Consider the following 20985-nt stretch of genomic DNA (forward strand, 5'->3'; position numbering starts at 1 on the left):
CATGCCCGTTGTTGCAAATAGTTTTGCCCGACGGGATACTTCCATATACAATGGCCATGCCAATATCCAATCATCAATAGCCATAACAATGTCGGCATCAGATACCTCTCCCAGTCAGAACGAGGGCGCCAGTGAGCTGGTTGCCGTTTTAATCGCCATTACCCGGTTTTCCGCCCGTGTCTTAACGGTGCTCGATGGCCTGTCCCTGCCTTTTGGGGCTTTGTCACCGATTCACCGTTCCTTGCAGTCGGGGGTCCGTCAGTGGGTAAAAACCCAAACCAGACAGCCGATGGGTTATGTAGAGCAGCTGTACACCTTCGTGGATACCACCCGAACCCGTTTGTCGGGGCATCCGGTGCTGTATGTCAGTTATCTGGGACTGGTCAAGGAAATTGATGAAAGCCAGCTTGAGGCGCATGCCAGCTGGCAGGACTGGTACTATTATTTTCCCTGGGAAGATCATCGGCAGGGACTGGCTCCCTGGGTGGCGCAAACGCTTTTGCCGTCATTGCAGGATTGGGTCAATCAGGAAAGCGATCCTACTGGCCGCATGAACCGGCAACGCCGGGTGGATATGTGTTGGGGCCTGAACGGATTTGACTGGGTGGAAGAGCATGTGTTGTTACGCTACGAGCTCATGTATGAAGCGGGTCTGATTCCCGAGGCACCCAATTATCTCAGTATCGGGCTGGGGGCTGGCGAAATCGGGGTTTTCATGCAGCGGGATCATCGCCGGGTGCTGGCTACGGCCATGTCACGGTTGCGGGCAAAAATCAAATACCGTCCTGTTATTGCCGAACTGATGCCGGCAGAGTTCACCCTGTTTCAATTGCAAAAAAGTATAGAGGGGCTGGCTGGCGTAGAGTTGCACAAGCAGAATTTTCGTCGCATGATACAGCACCAGGATCTGGTGGAGGAAACGGGCAAGGTTACTACCCAGGATCGAGGCCGGCCGGCGCGGCTGTATAAATTTAAAGAGCATGTTTTGCTGGAAAATATTCTGGCGGGTAGCAAGCTGCCGCAAATAAAATAAGCAATGAGACAGGATAGGCTAGTGGCTTCGTTATAACAGCGGGGTATTGCCCCTTTTCGCATTTTCAAGCTGAGTCATTAAACTGGCTGCTTCAGTAACTTCAGCGTATAAACAAGAAGTTCAGGCCGGGTAGTAACAGCCCAGAATGGTTTTGCGCCGGGCACCGCTGACGGACGGCGTGCCTGCCGGTACCCGGTTGCAATGGGCCCAGGCCAGCCAGGCAAAAGCCAGGGCTTCCATGGACTGGCCGGGAATCCCGTAATCTTCACAGCGACTTACCGGCAGGCGTGCCCGTTGCGCAAGCTCCTGCAACAGGGGGCCATTGAATGCGCCACCGCCACAGGTAATGATTTCCTGTGTTTCGGGGGCATGGGCATGAATGGCGCTGGCAATGGTTTGGGCAGTTAGCGCGCGCAGGCTGGCCTGGATGTCAGGGGCGCTAATGTTTTGTTTGAAGTTGCCAAGCAGGGTATCCAGCCAGTTCGGGTTGAACAGGTCCCGGCCGGTTGATTTGGGTGGGGGCAGTGCAAACCAGGGTTCGGCTTCAAGCAAATAATTCAGCAATGCCTCGTTCACCGTACCGCTGGCCCCCCATTGGCCATCCCTGTCATATTCCTTGCCGGTATGGCGCTGGCACCATAAATCCATCAGTACATTGGCCGGGCCGGTATCAAACCCGTTCACTTCTTTTTCAGGATGCAAAATACTGATATTGGCGATGCCACCCAGATTCAGGACGGTAACAGGCCGTTGTGTGCCAAACAAGGACTGGTGAAAAGCAGGCACCAAGGGAGCGCCTTGACCGCCTGCGGCAATGTCCTTGCTGCGAAAATCGGCCACCACCGCAATGTGTGCCAGTTCGCTCAACAGGGCGGGTGCATTCAGTTGCAGGGTGTAGCCCAGTTCGGGGCGATGGCGTACGGTTTGACCGTGGGCGCCAATGGCCGTGATGTCTTCCGCTGTCAGCTGTGTTTGTTCCAGCAACTGTTTGCAAACCCTGGCATACAAACGGGCCAGTTCATTGGCGGCCAGGCTGGCTTTTTCCAATTCATTGAGCCCTGGCGCATTCAGTTCAAGAAAATGCTGTCTTAACAAAGCCGGCATGGGCAGGCTGGCCTGGGCAAGAATGCGGGGGCGTTGTGCGGGTGAAAAGGCGGCAATGATGCCATCGACCCCATCGGTGCTGGTGCCGGACATGAGCCCGATGAAAAATTGAGTGTCCTGTATGGCAGCCATATGCAATCTGAATTTGGATAAAAAGGTATAATTTAGCACTGAATCGCAGGAAAAAAGCGATAATAGCAGGTCTACCTGATTATCATCCCGGTTACATTCTGTTTCTGGGATGTTTATGTTTTGCATTGGATAAAGTTTTTATGTCATCTTCCGAATCACCTGTTTCTCCAGAAGTCCAGAATGACTTGCGCATTGTCTTGCGTGGGTGCGATGAACTGCTGGTCGAGTCAGAGTTTGCCAAAAAGCTGCAAAAGAGCCGTGATACCAATACGCCCTTGCGTATTAAACTGGGTCTGGACCCAACCGCTCCCGATATTCACCTGGGTCATACCGTTGTCCTGAATAAAATGCGTCAGCTGCAAGACCTTGGGCACAATGTCATTTTCCTGATTGGCAATTTCACTTCCATGATTGGTGATCCCAGCGGCCGTAACGCAACCCGCCCGCCACTTACCAAAGAACAGGTCGAGGAAAACGCAAAAACCTATTATGAACAGGCCAGCATGGTGCTGGATCCTGAACGTACTGAAATCCGCTACAACGCCGACTGGTGCGAACAGCTGGGTGCAAGCGGTATTATCCAGCTGGCCTCACGTTACACCGTGGCCCGCATGATGGAACGCGATGATTTCACCAAGCGTTTCAAGGGCGGTGTGCCTATTGCGGTTCACGAGTTTTTATATCCCTTGCTGCAGGGCTACGACTCTGTCGTGCTCAAGTCCGACCTCGAACTCGGTGGCACCGACCAGAAGTTCAATCTGCTGGTGGGCCGTGAGCTGCAAAAAGAATATGGCCAAGAGCCCCAGTGCGTGTTAACCATGCCCTTGCTGGTGGGTCTTGATGGTGTCGACAAAATGTCCAAATCCAAGAATAATTACATTGGCATTACCGAAGCGCCCGACTCCATGTTCGGCAAGCTCATGTCCATTTCAGATACGCTCATGTGGAGCTATTACGAGCTGCTTTCTTTCCTTTCCCTGGAAGAAATCGCCGACCTTAAAAAACAAACCGAAGAAGGGCGCAACCCGCGTGACATCAAGGTCATGCTGGCCCAGGAAATCATTACCCGGTTCCATTCCGCCAAGGCGGCCGAACAGGCTCTGGCCAATTTTGAGGCCCGCTTCCGTGATGGTGCCATCCCCGATGAGATGCCTGAGATCCAGTTGCCGGGCGGCCCGTTGGGTATTGTCAAGGTGCTCAGGGAGTCGGGCCTGTCCAGCTCCGGTTCCGAAGCCCAGCGCAATATCGAACAGGGTGGTGTACGGGTTGATGGCCAGCGGGTTGAGGATAAATCACTGCAGCTTGCAGCAGGTACTTATGTCGTGCAGGTAGGCAAACGCAAGTTTGCCCGCATTACTGTCAATTAATTGACTTCCATCTATTAACATCAGGTTTTATTGGGGGATCTATGAAGTTACTCAGTCAGTCAATCGTCAACGGCCAGGTCATACACCCACGTTATGCTTTTGGCAAACAGGATGCGGTGGCACATATTGCACTGTCCGATAATCTGAATCCGCACTTCTCCTGGGAGGGGGCGCCTGAGGGTACCCGGTCTTTCGTATTGATTTGCCGTGATCCGGATGTTCCCAGCAAGCCAGACGATGTCAATCAGGAAGACCGTGAAGTACCGGCCGATTTGCCCCGTGTCAACTTCTATCATTGGGTGCTGGTTGATATTCCTGCCAGCGTGACTGCCATTGAAGAAGGCGAGTTCTCCAAAGAAGTGACACCCAAGGGCAAGAACGGCCCCATTGCGCCTCGCAACATGCGCCAGGGCATCAATGACTACACGGCCTGGTTTGCCAATGACCATGACATGAAAGGCGATTACTACGGCTATGATGGCCCGTGCCCTCCTTTCAATGATGCACTGGTCCATCGTTATGAATTCACGCTTTATGCCCTGGATATAGAAACGGTTCCACTCGAAGGCCGGTTTAGTGCCGAAGATGTGCTTAAAGTCATCAATACGCATATATTGGCCAGCGATAGCATTACCGGGCTGTATACACTTAATCCTAAAGTGACCATTTAATTTTTTTGCCTTTTATAAATTTAGGAAAACACATGTTTGATCGTTCCCTAACCCTGGACAAAGTCGATCCCGAATTGTGGGATGCCATCCAGAAAGAAACCGTACGTCAGGAACAGCACATTGAGCTGATCGCCTCTGAAAACTACACCAGTCCTGCCGTCATGCAGGCACAGGGCACACAGCTTACCAACAAGTATGCCGAAGGCTACCCCGGCAAGCGTTACTACGGCGGTTGCGAGTTTGTGGACATTGCCGAGCAGCTGGCCATTGACCGTCTGAAAGAACTGTTTGGTGCCGAGGCTGCCAACGTTCAGCCCAACTCTGGTTCACAAGCCAATCAGGGTGTTTACATGGCCGTCCTGAAACCGGGTGATACCGTTCTGGGCATGAGCCTGGCTGAAGGTGGTCACCTTACACACGGTGCGTCTGTCAACGCTTCGGGCAAACTGTATAACTTCATTCCTTATGGCCTGGATGAAAACGAAGAGCTGAACTACGCACAGGTAGAGCAGCTGGCCAAAGAACACAAGCCCAAATTGATTGTGGCCGGTGCTTCTGCCTACTCATTGCGTATCGACTTCGAGCGCATGTCTAAAATTGCCCACGACAATGGTGCCCTGTTCATGGTTGACATTGCCCACTATGCCGGTCTGGTTGCCGGTGGCCAATATCCCAACCCTGTGCCCCATGCCGATTTTGTGACGTCCACGACCCACAAATCACTGCGTGGTCCACGTGGCGGCGTCATCATGATGAAGGCCGAACATGAAAAAGCCGTCAATTCCGCGATCTTCCCAGGTATCCAGGGTGGTCCGTTAATGCACGTGATTGCCGGTAAAGCCGTGGCCTTTAAAGAAGCCCTGGCGCCCGAGTTCAAGGACTATGCCAAACAGGTTGTCCTGAATGCCAAAGTATTGGCCGAAACCCTGGTTAAACGCGGTTTGCGTATTGTGTCCGGCCGTACTGAAAGTCACGTCATGCTGGTAGACTTGCGTGCCAAGGGCATTACCGGTAAAGAAGCCGAAGCCGTTCTGGGTGAAGCACATATCACGGTCAACAAAAACGCAATTCCGAATGACCCTGAAAAACCATTCGTGACCAGCGGTATCCGTTTGGGTACACCGGCCATGACCACACGCGGTTTTACCGAAAAAGAAGCCGAGCTGACGGCCAACCTGATTGCCGATATCCTGGACAACCCACGTGATCCTGCCAATATTGCAGCGGTCCGTGAAAAGGTCAATCAGTTAACCGCACAGTTCCCGGTTTACAAATAAGTTGCTAACCAGCAACGCCTGCTCCGGCAGGCGTTTTACTTTAAGGTTTCGTTCAAATGAAATGTCCGTTCTGTGCTCATTCAGAAACCCAGGTGGTGGATTCCCGGGTTTCCGAGGATGGTGATACCATACGCCGACGCCGTCGCTGTCTGGATTGCGACCGGCGTTTTACCACGTATGAGCGGGTTGAGCTGACCATGCCAATCATTGTCAAAAGAAACGGAACGCGCGTAGAGTTTGATATTAAAAAATTGCATGCCAGTTTAAAGCTGGCCTTGCGCAAACGGCCGGTCTCCACCGAAGCCCTTGAGGCCGCTGTTGCCCGTATCCAGGAAGCCTTGCGGAACACGCCGGGCAAGGAAGTTTCCACTGGGCATATTGGGGAACTGGTCATGAATGAACTCAAACAACTGGACCAGGTGGCCTATGTGCGTTTTGCCTCAGTGTATAAAAGCTTTGAGGATATTGGCGAGTTTGTGAAGGCCATTCAGGAAATGCAGATGCCGGTCAATGCCGGTAAGCTGGAAAAGAAATAGGAAAGGATCTGTTTTGAGCCAGCCTGATGACTTTTACTGGATGAGCAAGGCACTGGAGCAAGCGGCTTCAGTCATGTTTGTAACTACCCCCAATCCGCGGGTGGGTTGTGTCATTGTTAAAAACCGGCAATTGCTGGGGCAGGGGGCTACTCAAAAAGCAGGTGGGCCGCATGCCGAAGTGTGTGCCATCCAGCATGCACGGGAAAACCGGCATGAGCTGGCAGGCAGTACTTTTTACGTCACTCTGGAGCCTTGCAGCCATTATGGTAAAACCCCACCTTGTGTGGATGCCATCATTGCCGCCAAGCCCGCCAGGGTGGTGATTGCCATGGCAGACCCCAATCCATTGGTGGGAGGCCGAGGGATTGCCAAACTGCAGGAAGCGGGTATTGAAGTACGCTGCAATCTGCTGTCCGAACAGGCACTGGCCCTGAATCCGGGATTCATTTCTCGTATGTTAAACGGTCGTCCATGGGTGTGGACCAAGCTGGCCTCGTCCCTGGACGGGCGTATGGCTTTGTACAATGGTCAGTCACAGTGGATTACCAGTGCCGCGGCGCGTGCCGACGGTCATTATTGGCGTGCCAGAAGCTGTGTGGTGTTAACCGGCTTGGGCACCGTTTTGCACGATGATCCGCTCATGACCGTGCGCTCCCTGGCAACCCCGCGCCAGCCTGTTCGCGCCATTATTGACAGCCGCTTTGCCGTACCGGAAACCGCGCGAATCTTCAATGGTGAACCGGTGTGGGTGTTTACGACTCATCTTGATGAAGCCAAGGCGGCGCGTCTGCTGGCCAAAAATGTGCAGCTTATTGTCATGCCTGAAAAAAATGGTCATGTGGATTTGGATGCCGTGCTGGCCTGGATGGGAAAACAGCAAATCAATGAAGTGCACGTAGAGGCAGGGCCAGGCCTGAACGGAGCCTTGTTACAGGCAGGTTTGCTGGATGAGCTGTTGCTGTACATGGCTCCTAAAATACTGGGTGATGCTCAGGGCCTGTTTCGTTTGCCTGTCTTGAGTGAACTGGATCAGGCTTATCAGTTTGATTTTTTTGAAACCCAAACCGTTACGCCCGATTTGCGTTTGCGTGCGCGTTTGCAAAACCGCTGGAATATGCTTTTGAACAGCGTTGTACATAACTAGAACCATCAAGGAAAAAATATGTTTACCGGAATTGTTGCTGCTGTGGGCAAAATCACAAATGTTGAACCCTTGGGAAGCACGGGTCAGGATGGCGTGCATTTAACCATCCATGCGCCCGGATTCAATATGGAGCAGACCAAATTGGGCGATTCCATTGCGATTCAGGGCGCCTGCATGACAGTGGTGAAATTTGCCGGGCAGGAATTTGAAGTGGATGTTTCCCGCGAAAGTCTGAACCGCACGGTTGGGCTGGATGCCGTGGGGGAAGTCAACCTTGAACATGCCCTTAAAATGGGAGACTCCCTGGACGGGCATATTGTGTCCGGCCATGTGGACGGCTTGGGTACGGTGGTGTCGTTTGATGCTGTGGGTGAGTCTCATGAGCTTAAGATCCAGGTGCCGATGGAACTGGCCAAATTCCTGGCTTATAAGGGTTCGATCACCGTAAATGGGATTAGTCTGACGGTAAACAGCGTGACTGATAATGACAGTGGTTGTCTGATCAGCATCAACATTATTCCCCATACCATCCAGAATACAACACTTCGCAATACCAAAAGCGATGATAAAGTGAATTTGGAAGTGGATATGATTGCACGATACGTGGAAAGGATGCTAAAATAACGGATTAAGTTGGTGCTGTTTATTAAAATAGCGCTGGGCTGATAAACTGGTGCAAGGCCAGTTGTATGAAAAGGGTCGGTGGCCGAGTGGCTGAAGGCGCACGCTTGGAAAGCGTGTAAACGGAAACGTTTCGGGGGTTCGAATCCCCCCCAACCCGCCAAGGTTCTAAAAAGCGCATTATTGTAAAAATAATGCGCGCCAGTGCTGGGTTAACAGCAAAAAATTAGTAATTGTTCTTTAATAATTATTATTTAGAACTAAATACAGTTGGCAAAAACTGCTTCGGCTTTGTTGCCTGCGTTTTCGTTTGCAGATGGCATCCATCGTCCGTAAATTTTGGAGATCATACTCCAGTCTTTATGTCCCATTTGTTGGGCCACCCACATTGGATTTTCTCCTGCTGAAAGCATCATAGACGCATACGTATGACGCGTTTGATAAGGTCGTCTGTATCGTACCTGAGCCGCTTTCAGAGTTTTTGTCCATAATGTCCGTATTGGTGCATCACCTGCCCATCTTTCCTCTGTTTCTGGATCTAAAAAAACAGCTTTTCCCTTTTTATAGGTAAGTTGTTTTTGCATAGATAAAGCAACCATTGCGGGTTTAAGTAATTTTACCCTACGGTAACCGGATTTTGTTTTAGGAACTTCTGCAACGCCATTACTTGCAGCGGTTATGACTTTAGATATCCGTATTTGTTGGTGTATCAAATCTATTTGTGACCAATCTAAGCCAACAAACTCACTTGTTCGTAGGCCAGTCCAAAAAAGAAATTGAAATTGTGCTGCGATACCTGGATCAAATGCTGCCAAAATTGCCTGTTGCTCCTCTGGCGTGAATGGATCGACATCATCAAATTCTTTTGGAGTGTCTTTCTTTTGATAGCAGAAATCAAACATTATATTGGCATCAAGTAAATCATCATCAACGGCATCGGTTAATGCTTTGCGAATAACACTTTGAATATTGCTCAAGCGTTTATTACCACATTTCATTGGTCCTAGCCAGTCTTTGATATCTTTACGTTTTAGTCTGTTGAGTGCAAGATTTCCAAATTTGGGTATTAGCAGGTTTTCAACAATTTTTCTATAGCCATCAAATGTTGATGCTTTTAATTTATTTTCTTGTGTTTCTAACCAAGTAGTTAAATAGTCTTTAGTTTTTATAGTCCTCATGTCGTATTGCTTTACATGAAATGGTTATTCAGTTTTTGATAGAACCCTTTGGAAAAAGGATTCTATCAAAAGCGTAGAGTAAGGATCTACGCTAGAGATATAAATGAATAATCTAATTTTAATTACAATTGTAATATATTGATTCTAAATTGTTACTTGTGGTTTTAAGGATTATTTATTCGAAGTTCGGAAATTACCCGCCATTTCCGATGTGTGAATGCCTCACGGCAATCGGCGCCTTTTAAGGTCGTCAGTCTAGATACGGTTGCGCTATCTCACATAGCCCGTGTAAAGACTGGTTTTTCATCGGTTTTACTTCAACCCCGATGTATTGCAGGTTGCCGTCCAATCGCTTTTCAAGCCGTGATGGCTTGAAAGGGGATGGTATTCATCGTTTCCAGATTGTAAAAGATCGGTGTTGTTACATTTTGTTATGTAACTGCATTGGTGCTATTATCAATAACATGTTGAAGTCTGTCAAGACAATATTTCCAAATGAGCGATATTCAAAATAAAAACGAACCAAATGCAAAAATAGATTATTTTCCACCTATCAAATCAGCCTGTGACTGGTTTGGTGGAGTTTCTGCATTTGCCAAAGCACTAGGCATTTCGCCCCAATTAGCTCATAGATGGGCTATAAAACAACAGGCGGTGCCGATTATTCGTTGTGTTGAAATTGAGGAATTGACCGCAGGCATGGTTACGCGCAAACAGCTACGGCCAGATGACTGGTGGTTGATCTGGCCGGAGTTGCGAGAGAAAACATAAATCTTACTTTTTGCTTGGATATAACCAGACTTTCATCGTTTTTACATTAAAAATAATGTTGTCAGAGCCTTCAAAAAGATGAAGGTTATTGTTCTAGTTCATATGTGCTAAGATGTTATTGCTCAGCGTTAGGCACTTGCAGTGCGCCTACTATCCTCATAATCTCAACGTCACTCCGTGATAGTATTACCGACATGGGGTTTCCTCAAGTAGCGGTTTTTACAGCTGTACTCGCCATGGTAATAATTCGTCCATCCGGTTAACCGGATAGTCGGCAATCACCGACAGCACATGGCGCAGGTAGGCTTCTGGAGTGATACCGTTGAGTTTGGCGGTTTCCAGTAAACTGTAGAGCGTGGTCGCCCGTTCTCCTCCCGCATCCGAACCCAGGAATAAATAATTTTTGCGACCAATTGCCACACCACGTAATGCCCGTTCTGCTGCATTATTGTCGATCTCTATTTCCCCATCATCCAGATAGCGCGTCAAGGCCGTAATGCTCCGGCCAGTGCCGTATAGAATTTAAAACAGAACTCTAGACGGCACTGGCCGGAGCATTACCATCAAAATACGTCACCAAAAACATCCTTTGGTTCCCAGCTGGGTTTACGAATCGTACAGGCAAACTCATACCGCTTGAGCAGAAAATCAATACGATCCTTCACCATTTTGCCTGTCGCTAATATGATGTTTTCCTTCAGCGGGTGATTGCTTTCAATCAGGTATTCATTGCGATGATGTAATCGATCAAGAAATTTTTTCTGAGGCAGGTTGCCTGCTTTCCCTCCGTCTTGCCAACGATTGCATTCTTTGCAGGCCAACACCAAGTTCCATACTTCATTAAGCTGAAGGTCATACATCGACCCAAATTGGATGGACATGGGGATCAAATGATCCACATCACAGGTGTTTTCTTGATTGGATTGGATGGAAATGGGCTTTAAGCAATAAAAACATTTGCCTTTTTGATACCCATTCAAAGGGTATCGTACCTTGGATAGATTGGTCCGTAGATGAGAGTTCAGGAAAGAATTATTGGAAACAGGCTTTAGATAGTAAAGATTTTCAGTATTGGTGTCGTATTTGACATTGATTAATTGGTCTTCACTCCAGGCTGATTCCACCAAATTCCAACGTCCTTCAATTTCAAATTCAAAATTGGAAAAATCCTGGCTTTGAAAAATCTCAAATAAATTGTCATGTAAAACAATGCCTTGTTTTTTATCTTGGATTCCTTTTTCAAAAAAAGATAAGGATTTTTGTTTTTTGGGTAAATTGTGAAAAGCATCAAGAACATATTTAAAACCCTCTGCTCTGGTGATGTTAAGCATGAGTTCTTCAGAGATTTGTCCTTGGTCGTAAAGATTCAAGGCATTAAGTAGCTTTGCGGTACCCTTGCCACTTAATTGCCTTTTGCCTGTTTTTACATGCTCAAGCAAATAGTTGGCGTATATGGGCGTGAGATCATCAAGACTGACAAAAGTAGCATTTGACTTGGATAATTTTAATAATGACTTGGCAAGGGCAAACTTGTAGGTAGCAGTGTTGGCACCCAATAAAAAAATTGATCGAAAATTGCTTTCCAGTAAGTGATCAGATAAGTAAGCGCTCATAAAACCTGGTTCATTCTTATAAAAAAAGTGATTCAAAGTAAGCATTCGCCCAATACCGTCTTGACAGGTGCTGGATTAAGTAGCGGTTTTTACAGCTGTACTCGCCATGGCAATAATTCGTCGATGCGATTAACCGGCGTAAACTTACCCTAAAAAGGCACAAGCCATAACCAGAGATTTCAGCCATTGTCATCTTTGATGGAGGAAATCATGAAACGATCCAAATTTACAGAAACTCAGATTGTGGCTATTTTGAAATTGGCTGAGCAAGGCATGAAAGTCACGGATATTTGTCGCGAGCATGTCATCAGCAACGCGAGTTATTACCAGTGGAAAAGCAAGTACGGTGGCTTGGAGCCTTTTCTTTGCCCCCCGTTTAGGGTGAGTTAAATTCTAACATCGTTGAGGGCTCCAACTAGTCTGATACAGGGGGCAGTGACGCGATTGGGTTTTGAAAATAGCCAACAGAAAATAGTGTCTAAAAAACGGTCGTTTTTAAGACAATGTGAAATCAACCTCAAAATGGGGTTTTTTTGTGTCCATAAGTGTTATATACTCGTCTAGAAATCAACGTCTATTAACAGTCTATGAATCAACGAATTGGATACGCCCGAGTTTCAACTGATGATCAGAATTTAGATCTTCAACGTGATGCCTTGTTAAAAAGTGGTTGTACCCTGATTTATGAGGAAGCAATCAGTGGAAAAAATACTGAACGCCCAGAATTGCAGCAATGCTTAAAGGCTATTCGAGCGGGTGATACTTTAGTTGTTTGGCGCCTGGACAGGTTGGGAAGGAGTCTTCCTGATTTGATTCAGATCGTGATGGACCTTGAGCAGCGCAATATTGCTTTTGAAAGCCTAACTGAAAAAATTGACACCGGGAGTGCGACAGGTAAGTTGGTTTTTCATGTGTTTGCGGCTTTGGCGGAGTTTGAACGGAATTTAATCCGTGAACGTACACAAGCTGGATTGATAGCAGCTAGGGCACGTGGTCGTAACGGTGGCCGACCCAAAAAACTAAACAAACAGCATGAAAAAGAAATTCAGCGGTTGATGGATGATCCAGAAATACCCGTTAAGCAGATTGCCGAGCGGTATGGTGTATCCAGGGCAACCATTTATAAAGTAGCGCCACGTAATAGTGCAATGATTTTAAAGGATGAAAAAAATGAGTATAAAAACTGACCCCGGTGAATATGGTAGACAATTGGCGAGCATCGAGCTATTAATACAATTTATTAATGACGGAGATACTGCATCAAAAATTGAGTTGCAAAAACGATTGCCAACAGAGTTGGCAAGCCTAAGAACGCTTTATCAGGTGGCTTATGGTATCGATGATGCTGATAAGACATTAATAGCGCATTTGACCAGCTTAAAACCATCATCTAATTACAAAGAAGTTCCGCACAATAGTGCATGGACCTTGAACTAAACGTAAAGCTCATTATTTTAAGGCTGTTTACCCGAGGTGCTAATTGGCATCGTAGGGAAACGGCATCTTTCTAACACGGGTCTCATAAAGTAAACGGTGGGGCGGTCTTGCTATCCGTCAGTGTGTCACACCGTTCTCGCTTTCAAGGGCTGCGCACTGCGTGCTTGTGGCCGGGCGGCCATTGACACCCTTGAAAGCTGCGCTGCGGCGTGCCCCAAAAGGATAGGCAATCTCGCCTAATTCTTTTGGAGACCGTTATGTCTAGTGCACTTTCATTTGATAATTTGAATAATCACAAAACATTGTATGTTTTTGATGATCTGGGGTTGTATCAAGTAGCAACATCAGAAGAAATACTCGCAACGGCTAGGTATGTTGCCGATGAGCTTCTTGCCGATAGAATTGCTTGCGATAATCCTGTAAAGGTTAAGCAATTTTTGATTGGTAAGCTGGCAGGCATGGAGCACGAAGTGGCTGCTTTTATTTTCTTGGATAGCCAATATCGATTGATCGACTATCAAGAGCTATTTCACGGCACGATTAATCAGTCATCGGTCTATCCACGAGAAGTAGCCAAAGTGGCCTTACGTCTGAATGCGGCGGCGGTTATCATGGCACATAATCATCCCAGTGGGAATCCGACAGAAAGTACAGCGGATCGAGCGCTTACGGAGCATCTGGTAAAAAGTCTCCAGTTGTTGGATATACGACTATTAGATCATCTGATTGTGGCTGGTTCACGAGCTATATCGTTTGCTGAAAAAGGTTTCTTATAATTAATACAGGCCTTTAATACAGGCCTCCTGAAGGGGAGGCTTTTATTATGGTTTTTTGTTACAGTTATTATGATTTAGTGTAAATTAAAATGGGTTTTATTCAATGACCCAAACTCGTATTGGAATAATTATCGAAACCCTGTGTGATCTTATTCCATACCGAGTTTTAAAATTCTTTGGTGCACTTGACGGATAATTTTTTAGAATATCCAGATGGATATTTCAATATTTAGTATTTCTTTATACTGTGAAGTTACTGACGCTTAAAACGATCGTTATCAAGGAAAAGGCACTGAGCCTAACTGAGAAAAAGATATTATTTTGGATGATGGTCAAATGTAAGGCTCTGGCTAACGGTGTTTGTCAACCTAGTTGGAGCGTGAATCATGCAGCCTCTAACGTTTTTTCCTGTTGAATGATCTCCATGTTTTTATCGGGATTAAGCCATACTTCTCCAATCGGTTGCCAGTTACGTGTCTGACCTGACCAGCGGGCGGGATTGGCACGTTGAGCCTGTTGGTACAATTCGTGCCGAGTCCTTAGGATGTCCTCATCCTGGCCTGCATGGCGCTGAGCCGGTGTGACATAGCGGATTTGGCTATGACGATGTTCTTCGTTATACCATCGCACAAACTGATGAACCCATTGCCGGGCATCTTCAATCTGGTTAAAGCCATTGGTTGGAAACCGTGGATGATATTTGCAGGTTCGGAATAGCGATTCTGAATACGCATTGTCATTGGATACGCGAGGGCGGCTATGCGAAGGCGTAATGCCTAAACTGTCCAGTTTGGCATACAGGGTGGAGCCTTTCATGGCAGAACCATTGTCCGCATGCAATACCAGCGGCTTATGCGCACATTTTTCACGCAGTACCGTCCGTTGAATAAGCGTGGCACTGTTATTCATATTTTCAGCTTCAAAGACTTCATGACCCACTATTTTGCGGCTGTAAATATCAATAATCAGGTACAGATAAAAAGATTGTCCTCGTATTGTGGTCGGCAGATAAGTCACATCCCAACTCCAGCAAACATTGGGCTCATCAGCACAATGGCGACGGGGCGGACCTTTATGGCGTGGTGCTGCTGCGCGTCCACGGCGATGCTGTTCACCCGCCTGACGCAGGACGCGGTAGAAACTGGACTCGGAAGCCAGATAGCATTGTTCTTCATCCAGCAGCCGGGCCACGATCTGCGCGGGTGGCAGACTGGCAAACTCGGGACGGTGACAGGCATCCAGAATGGTCTGGCGTTCTTCTGGCGTCAGCGCATGGGCTGGTGAAGGATGCACCGCATGCGGGCGTTGGTCCTCAATGCCTGTTGACCAGCGACGGTAGGTATTCAGGCCTATGCCAAGTTCCTGGCAAATGCGTTGCAGTCGGGCACCAGCCATCCGAGCTTCATTGACCCATTCAACAATTTGGCGGCGATCTGTGGCATGGGTCATTTTTCCTCGTCCCCCCAGATCGCCTGGACTTTTTTTCGCAAGGCCAAGATGGCAGCCGTTTCAGCCAAAGCGGCATCTTTACGACGCAGTTCACGTTCCAGTTCCTTGATGCGTTTACGCTCTGCTTTGGTGACTTCTGCTTGCTGGGCGGACGCTTTGGCACTGACGTCATTGGCTTGTTCACAACTGCTGCGCCACCGACGTATCTGCTCAACATACAGGCCACGACGGCGACAATATTCGGCCAGTTCCGTTTCGGATAAGGCGGCGGTTTCCAGGACAGCATTGAATTTTTCTGCCGAGCTCCAACCTTCCGGTGTGTTGGCCTGGTTGGGTAATAACCGGCCTTGATCACGAGCCTGTTTACGCCAGTTGTAAAGGGTCGCTTCTGAGATGCCTTCTTCCTGGGCTAATTCAGCAACGGTTCGGTTATGGGGAGCCATTAATTTGGCCCGTATCGCTTCACGGCGTTCGGGTGAGGATTTCATAGGAACCTTTTCTTTGCCCCCATCTTAGGATGAGTTAAATTCTAACATCGGTAGAGGTTCCAACTAGTCTGACACAGGGGGCTAAGGCTGTATTGATATCATTGAGCAGATTTTTTCTACAGCGGCACTCTCCAGGGTAAGTCTACGAGAGAACTGAAGTCCGCTTAAACTATCGTTACACTTTTGCGTTTGCAGAAGCAGTAGCCTATAAAATTCTGAAAAAGGATAGCCATGTCGTATGCAGGAATTTCCGTTCGAGAAGCACTGGATAAATTGAACGCACCGAACAATGGATGGTTTTTACCACAGGTACAACGGCAATATGTATGGGGTGCGCGCCATGAGTCTGAAGACTATGTGTGCCTATTACTAGACTCGCTTCTCAAGCGCTATCCGATTGGTGGGGTAGTGCTATGGGAAACCAATCAGAAAGTGCCATATCGCCGCTTCGTAGGAGATTACTCTCCAAGGCAGTTTGCCCGTCAAGTGGACGAAGGACTTTGGGGAGCCCCTAAGGCACTAGTCTATGATGGTCAGCAGCGTTTACAGACCTTGTATTCAGTACTGCGGCACCGCTTCAACGGTCGGGTACTTCATTATGACCTCTTGTTCGACCCATCCAAAGCCGAATCGGATGAAACCGGATTCCTGTTCCGCGATGCCAGCGCAGTAGCAGAACCTCGCTATCTGCGTCTGACGGAGCTGGCCAGCATGCGATGTAACGAGGACGAAAAAGTCGATCTCGAAGACCGCGCTCTTGATGCAGCGGGGGATGACAGAAATAAAAAATTGCAGGTTCGTCGAAACTTGAGCGCTTTGTGGGATATTTTTGTAGACAGCAACGTCAAGTCCATTGCTTACTTCTCAGTGAAAGCGGATACACCTAAAGAGGTAAACGAGGTGTTCCGTCGCTTGAATACAGGTGGTGTGGCGTTGACTCAGTTAGAACTTGTACTTGGAAAGATCAAAGCTGTCCAGTCTGACTACGAAGAAAAACTCTGGACGATTTCCGAAAATATTTCCAAAAAAAGCGGCGGTATCGAGTTTTCGTCATCTGCGGTATTGCAGTTCTTCCATTTACTGGTCAAGAACACTATTCGCATTGATGAAGACCGCTTGGACAACTGTGACATTCAAGCCTTTAAAGATGTTCTGCAGAATGACACAGAGCCGCTAATAGAACTGTTTTCTGGTTATTTGAATGGTCTGTTTAATATCAACCATATTTCCATCGTACAGCGCTGGCTCGCGGTATTACCCATTGCGGCTTATTTAACTGAACGCAAGCGTAATGGCCACAAGTGGCGTATTCGGGCGTTGAAAGATCAAGATCTACAGCAGATACATCAATATTTTTTACTATCACAATTCTGCGATTGGAATACCCAAACCATGGTTAATTCCTTTTCACGCGAGGCTATGTTGGACGGAAAAGCAGGCAAGATGTTTCCGCTTGAGCGGATTCGCAATATTGCTATCGAAAAAAATCGTACAGCCGAATTACACGAATACCAGTTACTAAGCCAACCCTGGCTGGCGACTAAAGTACTAATGCCAAGCCGCTGTTACATTTTTCATGACAGCAAGCTGCAAGTGGATCATATTTTTCCGCTTAACTTAGTAGGCCAGGCAGAGTCCTACCGGAATGATGTGGACGTACTGTGGGACTACCAGCCTATGCCAGCCGAAGTCAACAACTACAAACGCGCACGCCACCCACAAGAGTTTTTCAGGAGTCAAGATGGCAGTAAATATTGGGCGTCATATGACTTCATTCCTAAGGCTACATCGCCCCTTTGGAACAACCATCTTGATTTTTTAAATAACCGAAAAGAAAAGATGCTGGCAGCATTAAACAATCTGTATGGGTTAACACTTGTAGCGTCAACGACAGAGTTGACGACAGCTTAACCAACAACTAGATGAATGACCTGGCTGGCAGCTTACTGACATCCCGCCAGAAGTCTTCGGTGATACGGCTGATAAAGAAAACGATTTTGTTGTGAGCACTATGATTAATGGTTGAAAAATTTGGTCTGATTAAAATATTTTGAGATTTGTACTTGACCCGAATTTAACTGTTAGCGTGTAAGGTTCCGGACAAGGTGGTATTGACAGGTTGAGCTGATTTTTCTGCAGCTGAACTCGCCAGGACAATATATTGTTGTTTTTCTGTTGGCAAATTCAATAGAACCTTTGCCTGAGCCTTATGTTCAAACGTTACAAAAATTCATCAAATTATTAATAATAATTTTTACCTAAATAGCTTAGGGATTTAGCAGGGCTAAAGCCCTGCGTTGTTGTTTTGATGTTGTAAAAAAATCATTATGCCAGTCTAGCTCGTCCTAATGCAGAAAGTTGTTCTGCTCTTCGAAGCCACCTCTTAATCGACGTGTAGCGAAACAAATTATTCAAAACAAGGTTAAAGCCCAGTCAGACCCGTGTCCTCGCTTTGCTGCGGGCCGCGCCAGTCTGCCAGGGCCGCTTACGCGACCTTGTTTTGAATAATTCGTTTCTCTTGTAATACGTCGAGGCGGCTCCGAAGAGCAGAACAACAAAACTTTTGAAAAGGAAAAATATGACTCACACAAACTACAACATCAAAACAACAACAAACAGCGTGGGCGTTCCCCCCACACCCCCCGAGGCTCACCAATAAGCAGTTTTTAATTTTATTCGTATTATTTGGAGATATTATGTATAACGGTTTGACTTTCGATAATTTAAATTCAAATGAAAAATTATATGTTCTAAATGAAGAGGGAGCTTATAACGAGGCTACATCCAGTCAAATTTTGGCGACAGCTAGAAATGTTGCGGATCAACTTTTAATGAGTAAACAACCACTTAATAATCCTGACTTAGTTAAAAATTTTTTAGTAGGAAAATTGGCAGGATTAGAGCATGAAGTTGCAGCAATTATTTTTTTGGATAGTCAATTTCAGCTTATTCGATATATAGAAATGTTTCATGGTACGCTCAGTCAAGCGTCTGTTTATCCGAGAGAAATTGCAAAAGTTGCACTTAGATTAAATGCATCAGCCGTTATCATGTCACATAATCATCCTAGTGGTCATGCTGAACCAAGTATGGCAGACCGTAAGTTAACTAAAAATCTTCAAAAAAGTTTGGGTTTACTGGATATTAAATTGTTAGATCATATTCTTGTCGCTGGAGCGAGTTCATTATCCTTTACAGAGGCAGGATATTTATAGAAAAAAGGGTTCTTAGGAACCCTTTTTTATTGGGAGGTAGCCTGTGTACAGTTAAGTGTTAATAGAGATCGTTCGCCTAGTAGGACTAATACATCGACAATCTGTGCGGCACGACCTTTAGTTTCAGTTCATACATTAGTAAAATTTATATGATATTGTTACGTTTGTAATGCTGTGATGATGATATGTAAAAAAATATTCGTCTCAAAATGGTATTGGGTCAAAAATTTAGGGGGAAAAATGCAGTTGAAATCATTAACGATTAAAAATTTTCGTTGTTATAGAGATGAAGTTGCTGTTGAATTTAACGATTTAACTACCTTTGTTGGTAAAAATGATATTGGTAAATCATCAATACTAGAAGCATTAGAAATATTTTTCAATAACAGTACCGTTACTATTGAACAGGGTGATGCAAATGTCTATAACCCACTTAAAATAGTTGAAATAACCTGTGAGTTTATGAATCTTCCACCTACATTAAATCTTGATGCGGGGGCTATAACTTCGCTTGCTGAAGAATATTTACTTACAAAACAAGGTACTCTTAAAATAAGAAAAATTTATGATTGTGGGAATAAGAAACCATCTGTCGAGATTTTTGTAATCGCTGATCATCCTACTGCTCCAGGTTTTCAGAATCTTTTGGAATTGAAAGAAAAAGACCTTCAAAATAAAGTGAAAGAACTCAAATTAGATGTACCTCTCAAAGGTAACCCTGGTATGCGAAAAGCTATCTGGAGCGTTGCAGGAGATTTGCAACTATCTGAAATTGCAATTCCTGTAAGTAAGGCGAAGGAGGATACAAAGAGAATTTGGGATCAAATTGAAAACTATTTACCAATTTTCGCATTATTCCAAAGCGATCGAAGCAGTAAAGACTCTGACTCTGAAGTTCAAAGCCCAATGAAAGCAGCTGTAGCAGCTGCATTAGCTGAAGTTCAAGATGAAATATCTAGGATACAACAACGGGTTCAGGAAAAAGCAGTTGAAATAGCTAATAATACACATGAAGCACTTAAAACGATTGACCCAGAATTAGCTAGTGAACTAACTCCAGAATTTACTCCGCCCACAGCAGCTAAATGGTCTGGGTTGTTTTCCGTTGGGCTCAATACTGATGAAGGAATCCCACTTAATAAACGAGGAAGTGGTGTGCGGCGTCTTGTTCTAGTAAGTTTTTTTAAGGCAGAAGCAGAACGTCGTCTAAAAACAAGTAATCGTCGAAACATAATCTATGCTATTGAGGAACCAGAAACAGCACAACACCCTAATAATCAACGGATATTGATTGAATCATTTAAATCTTTAGCATTGGAAAATGGGTGTCAGGTTATTTTAACGACACATAGCCCTGGATTTGCATCTGATCTTCCCAACGAAAGTATCCGTTTTATTACTCGAAATGCTGGGGAACCAATTATTCAGTCTGGTGTAGATGTTTTTGAAGATGTAGCTGAAACACTAGGGGTAACGCCAGATAGCCGAGTTAAGTTATTATTGTGTGTAGAGGGACCTACCGACGTGGCAGCACTAAAAGCACTCAGTAGAGCTCTACATGATGAAGATAATTCCTTACCAAACTTAGAAAATGAAGATCGTGTTGCATTTGTAGTACTTGGGGGAGGAACATTAAAACATTGGGTTAATGAGCATTATTTACGAGCTCTAAATAAAAAAGAGGCACATATATATGATCGAGATGTTCCTCATTATGCTGATTCCGTTAATATGGTAAATGCACGCCAAGATGGCTCTTGGGCTGTATTAACACAAAAACATGAGATTGAAAGCTATCTTCATCCTGACGCTATTTTTGATGCATTCAATGTTGTTATCGAAGTCACCGATCATCCTGTAGGTGGTAAAGCAACTCCTAAATGTTTCGCGGAAGCTTATTCTGCAGCACAGAATTTTGACGGTATTATGAAAGATAACACTGCAAAACTGCGTTTGTCAGAACGCGCATTTCCATTAATGACAGCAAGTCGGATTCATGAGAGAGATCCAGAGGGCGAAGTACGTGATTGGTTCATAAAAATTCGCGATATGATTCAATAATAAAATTTTGAGATGAAATGACGGATCAATAATTGAATCGGCCAGGGTTTACTAGACACTTTTTAGCCTCATAATATCGTCTTAAGGAGATGTTTATGAGCAAGGCAAGATT

The 20985-nt window shown here is 46.0% G+C and carries 17 protein-coding genes, 1 tRNA gene and 3 pseudogenes; 16 read left to right on the forward strand and 5 right to left on the reverse strand.

Annotation, left to right across the window (positions count from 1 at the left end; all coding sequences use genetic code 11):
- Positions 1–88 precede the first annotated feature (88 nt).
- Positions 89–1033 carry a hypothetical protein gene (locus HCX92_RS03995; RefSeq protein ID WP_169293620.1) on the forward strand — a complete coding sequence of 315 codons (945 nt, stop codon included), beginning with the start codon at positions 89–91 and terminating at the stop codon, positions 1031–1033.
- Between the two features lie 120 nt (positions 1034–1153).
- Here HCX92_RS03995 and HCX92_RS04000 read toward each other — a convergent pair whose 3' ends face one another.
- Positions 1154–2269, reverse strand: coding sequence for an anhydro-N-acetylmuramic acid kinase (locus tag HCX92_RS04000; protein WP_169293621.1), 1116 nt, complete (start codon positions 2267–2269; stop codon positions 1154–1156).
- 140 nt (positions 2270–2409) lie between these two features.
- On the opposite strand from HCX92_RS04000, the gene tyrS reads away from it, so the two are divergent.
- The 7 genes from tyrS (at position 2410) to HCX92_RS04035 (ending at position 8048) form a co-directional block, all read left to right on the forward strand.
- Positions 2410–3636 (forward strand): tyrosine--tRNA ligase, encoded by a 1227-nt coding sequence (gene tyrS / locus HCX92_RS04005; RefSeq protein WP_169293622.1) that lies wholly within the window; start codon positions 2410–2412, stop codon positions 3634–3636.
- Between the two features lie 41 nt (positions 3637–3677).
- Positions 3678–4307, forward strand: a complete 630-nt coding sequence (locus HCX92_RS04010; RefSeq protein WP_169293623.1) for a YbhB/YbcL family Raf kinase inhibitor-like protein — start codon at positions 3678–3680, stop codon at positions 4305–4307.
- A gap of 32 nt (positions 4308–4339) precedes the next feature.
- On the forward strand, positions 4340–5584 hold the full coding sequence (gene glyA / locus HCX92_RS04015; RefSeq protein WP_169293624.1) for a serine hydroxymethyltransferase: 1245 nt from the start codon (positions 4340–4342) through the stop codon (positions 5582–5584).
- 56 nt (positions 5585–5640) lie between these two features.
- Positions 5641–6120, forward strand: coding sequence for a transcriptional regulator NrdR (gene nrdR / locus HCX92_RS04020; protein ID WP_169293625.1), 480 nt, complete (start codon positions 5641–5643; stop codon positions 6118–6120).
- A gap of 13 nt (positions 6121–6133) precedes the next feature.
- A complete protein-coding gene (ribD, locus tag HCX92_RS04025; protein ID WP_371808384.1) occupies positions 6134–7264 on the forward strand; it encodes a bifunctional diaminohydroxyphosphoribosylaminopyrimidine deaminase/5-amino-6-(5-phosphoribosylamino)uracil reductase RibD in 1131 nt (376 codons plus the stop codon).
- Between the two features lie 18 nt (positions 7265–7282).
- On the forward strand, positions 7283–7888 hold the full coding sequence (locus HCX92_RS04030; RefSeq protein WP_169293626.1) for a riboflavin synthase: 606 nt from the start codon (positions 7283–7285) through the stop codon (positions 7886–7888).
- Between the two features lie 72 nt (positions 7889–7960).
- A tRNA-Ser gene (locus tag HCX92_RS04035) sits at positions 7961–8048 on the forward strand.
- Positions 8049–8145: 97 nt separating this feature from the next.
- On the opposite strand, the gene xerC is transcribed toward HCX92_RS04035, so the two are convergent.
- Positions 8146–9063 carry a tyrosine recombinase XerC gene (xerC, locus tag HCX92_RS04040; protein WP_169293627.1) on the reverse strand — a complete coding sequence of 306 codons (918 nt, stop codon included), beginning with the start codon at positions 9061–9063 and terminating at the stop codon, positions 8146–8148.
- 495 nt (positions 9064–9558) lie between these two features.
- Between xerC and HCX92_RS04045 the strand changes: the two genes are divergently transcribed.
- Positions 9559–9834, forward strand: coding sequence for a Cro/CI family transcriptional regulator (locus tag HCX92_RS04045; RefSeq protein ID WP_169293628.1), 276 nt, complete (start codon positions 9559–9561; stop codon positions 9832–9834).
- A 219-nt stretch (positions 9835–10053) separates the two neighbouring features.
- On the opposite strand, the pseudogene HCX92_RS04050 reads toward HCX92_RS04045, so the two are convergent.
- Both HCX92_RS04050 and HCX92_RS04055 read right to left on the reverse strand, forming a co-directional pair.
- Positions 10054–10326, reverse strand: a pseudogene (locus HCX92_RS04050) (transposase domain-containing protein); the annotation flags it as partial.
- A 71-nt stretch (positions 10327–10397) separates the two neighbouring features.
- Complete coding sequence (locus HCX92_RS04055) at positions 10398–11492, reverse strand: HNH endonuclease (protein WP_200235176.1); 1095 nt, start codon at positions 11490–11492, stop codon at positions 10398–10400.
- A gap of 165 nt (positions 11493–11657) precedes the next feature.
- Between HCX92_RS04055 and HCX92_RS04060 the strand changes: the two are divergent.
- From HCX92_RS04060 to radC, 4 genes and pseudogenes are all read left to right on the forward strand, one after another.
- A pseudogene (locus HCX92_RS04060) lies at positions 11658–11804 on the forward strand (transposase); the annotation flags it as partial.
- Between the two features lie 230 nt (positions 11805–12034).
- Positions 12035–12634: a recombinase family protein gene (locus HCX92_RS04065; protein ID WP_169293630.1), complete on the forward strand. Its 600-nt coding sequence runs from the start codon at positions 12035–12037 to the stop codon at positions 12632–12634.
- Positions 12618–12884 (forward strand): hypothetical protein, encoded by a 267-nt coding sequence (locus HCX92_RS04070; RefSeq protein WP_169293631.1) that lies wholly within the window; start codon positions 12618–12620, stop codon positions 12882–12884. The genes HCX92_RS04065 and HCX92_RS04070 overlap by 17 nt, the downstream gene beginning before the upstream one ends.
- A gap of 257 nt (positions 12885–13141) precedes the next feature.
- On the forward strand, positions 13142–13660 hold the full coding sequence (radC, locus tag HCX92_RS04075) for a DNA repair protein RadC (protein ID WP_169293632.1): 519 nt from the start codon (positions 13142–13144) through the stop codon (positions 13658–13660).
- Between the two features lie 384 nt (positions 13661–14044).
- Here the strand turns inward: radC and HCX92_RS04080 are convergent.
- Positions 14045–15597: pseudogene (locus tag HCX92_RS04080) on the reverse strand (IS3 family transposase).
- Positions 15598–15828: 231 nt separating this feature from the next.
- Here HCX92_RS04080 and HCX92_RS04085 point away from each other — a divergent pair.
- From HCX92_RS04085 to HCX92_RS04095, 3 genes are all read left to right on the forward strand, one after another.
- Positions 15829–17508: a DUF262 domain-containing protein gene (locus tag HCX92_RS04085; protein ID WP_169293633.1), complete on the forward strand. Its 1680-nt coding sequence runs from the start codon at positions 15829–15831 to the stop codon at positions 17506–17508.
- 785 nt (positions 17509–18293) lie between these two features.
- Positions 18294–18812 carry a RadC family protein gene (locus tag HCX92_RS04090; protein ID WP_169293634.1) on the forward strand — a complete coding sequence of 173 codons (519 nt, stop codon included), beginning with the start codon at positions 18294–18296 and terminating at the stop codon, positions 18810–18812.
- Between the two features lie 240 nt (positions 18813–19052).
- The gene (locus HCX92_RS04095) at positions 19053–20873 is read left to right on the forward strand and encodes an ATP-binding protein (protein ID WP_169293635.1); all 1821 of its coding nucleotides are present in this window, start codon (positions 19053–19055) and stop codon (positions 20871–20873) included.
- The last annotated feature ends 112 nt before the right edge of the window (positions 20874–20985 follow it).

The organism is Advenella sp. EE-W14 (assembly GCF_012923605.1).
GTDB lineage: Bacteria > Pseudomonadota > Gammaproteobacteria > Burkholderiales > Burkholderiaceae_B > Advenella > Advenella alkanexedens.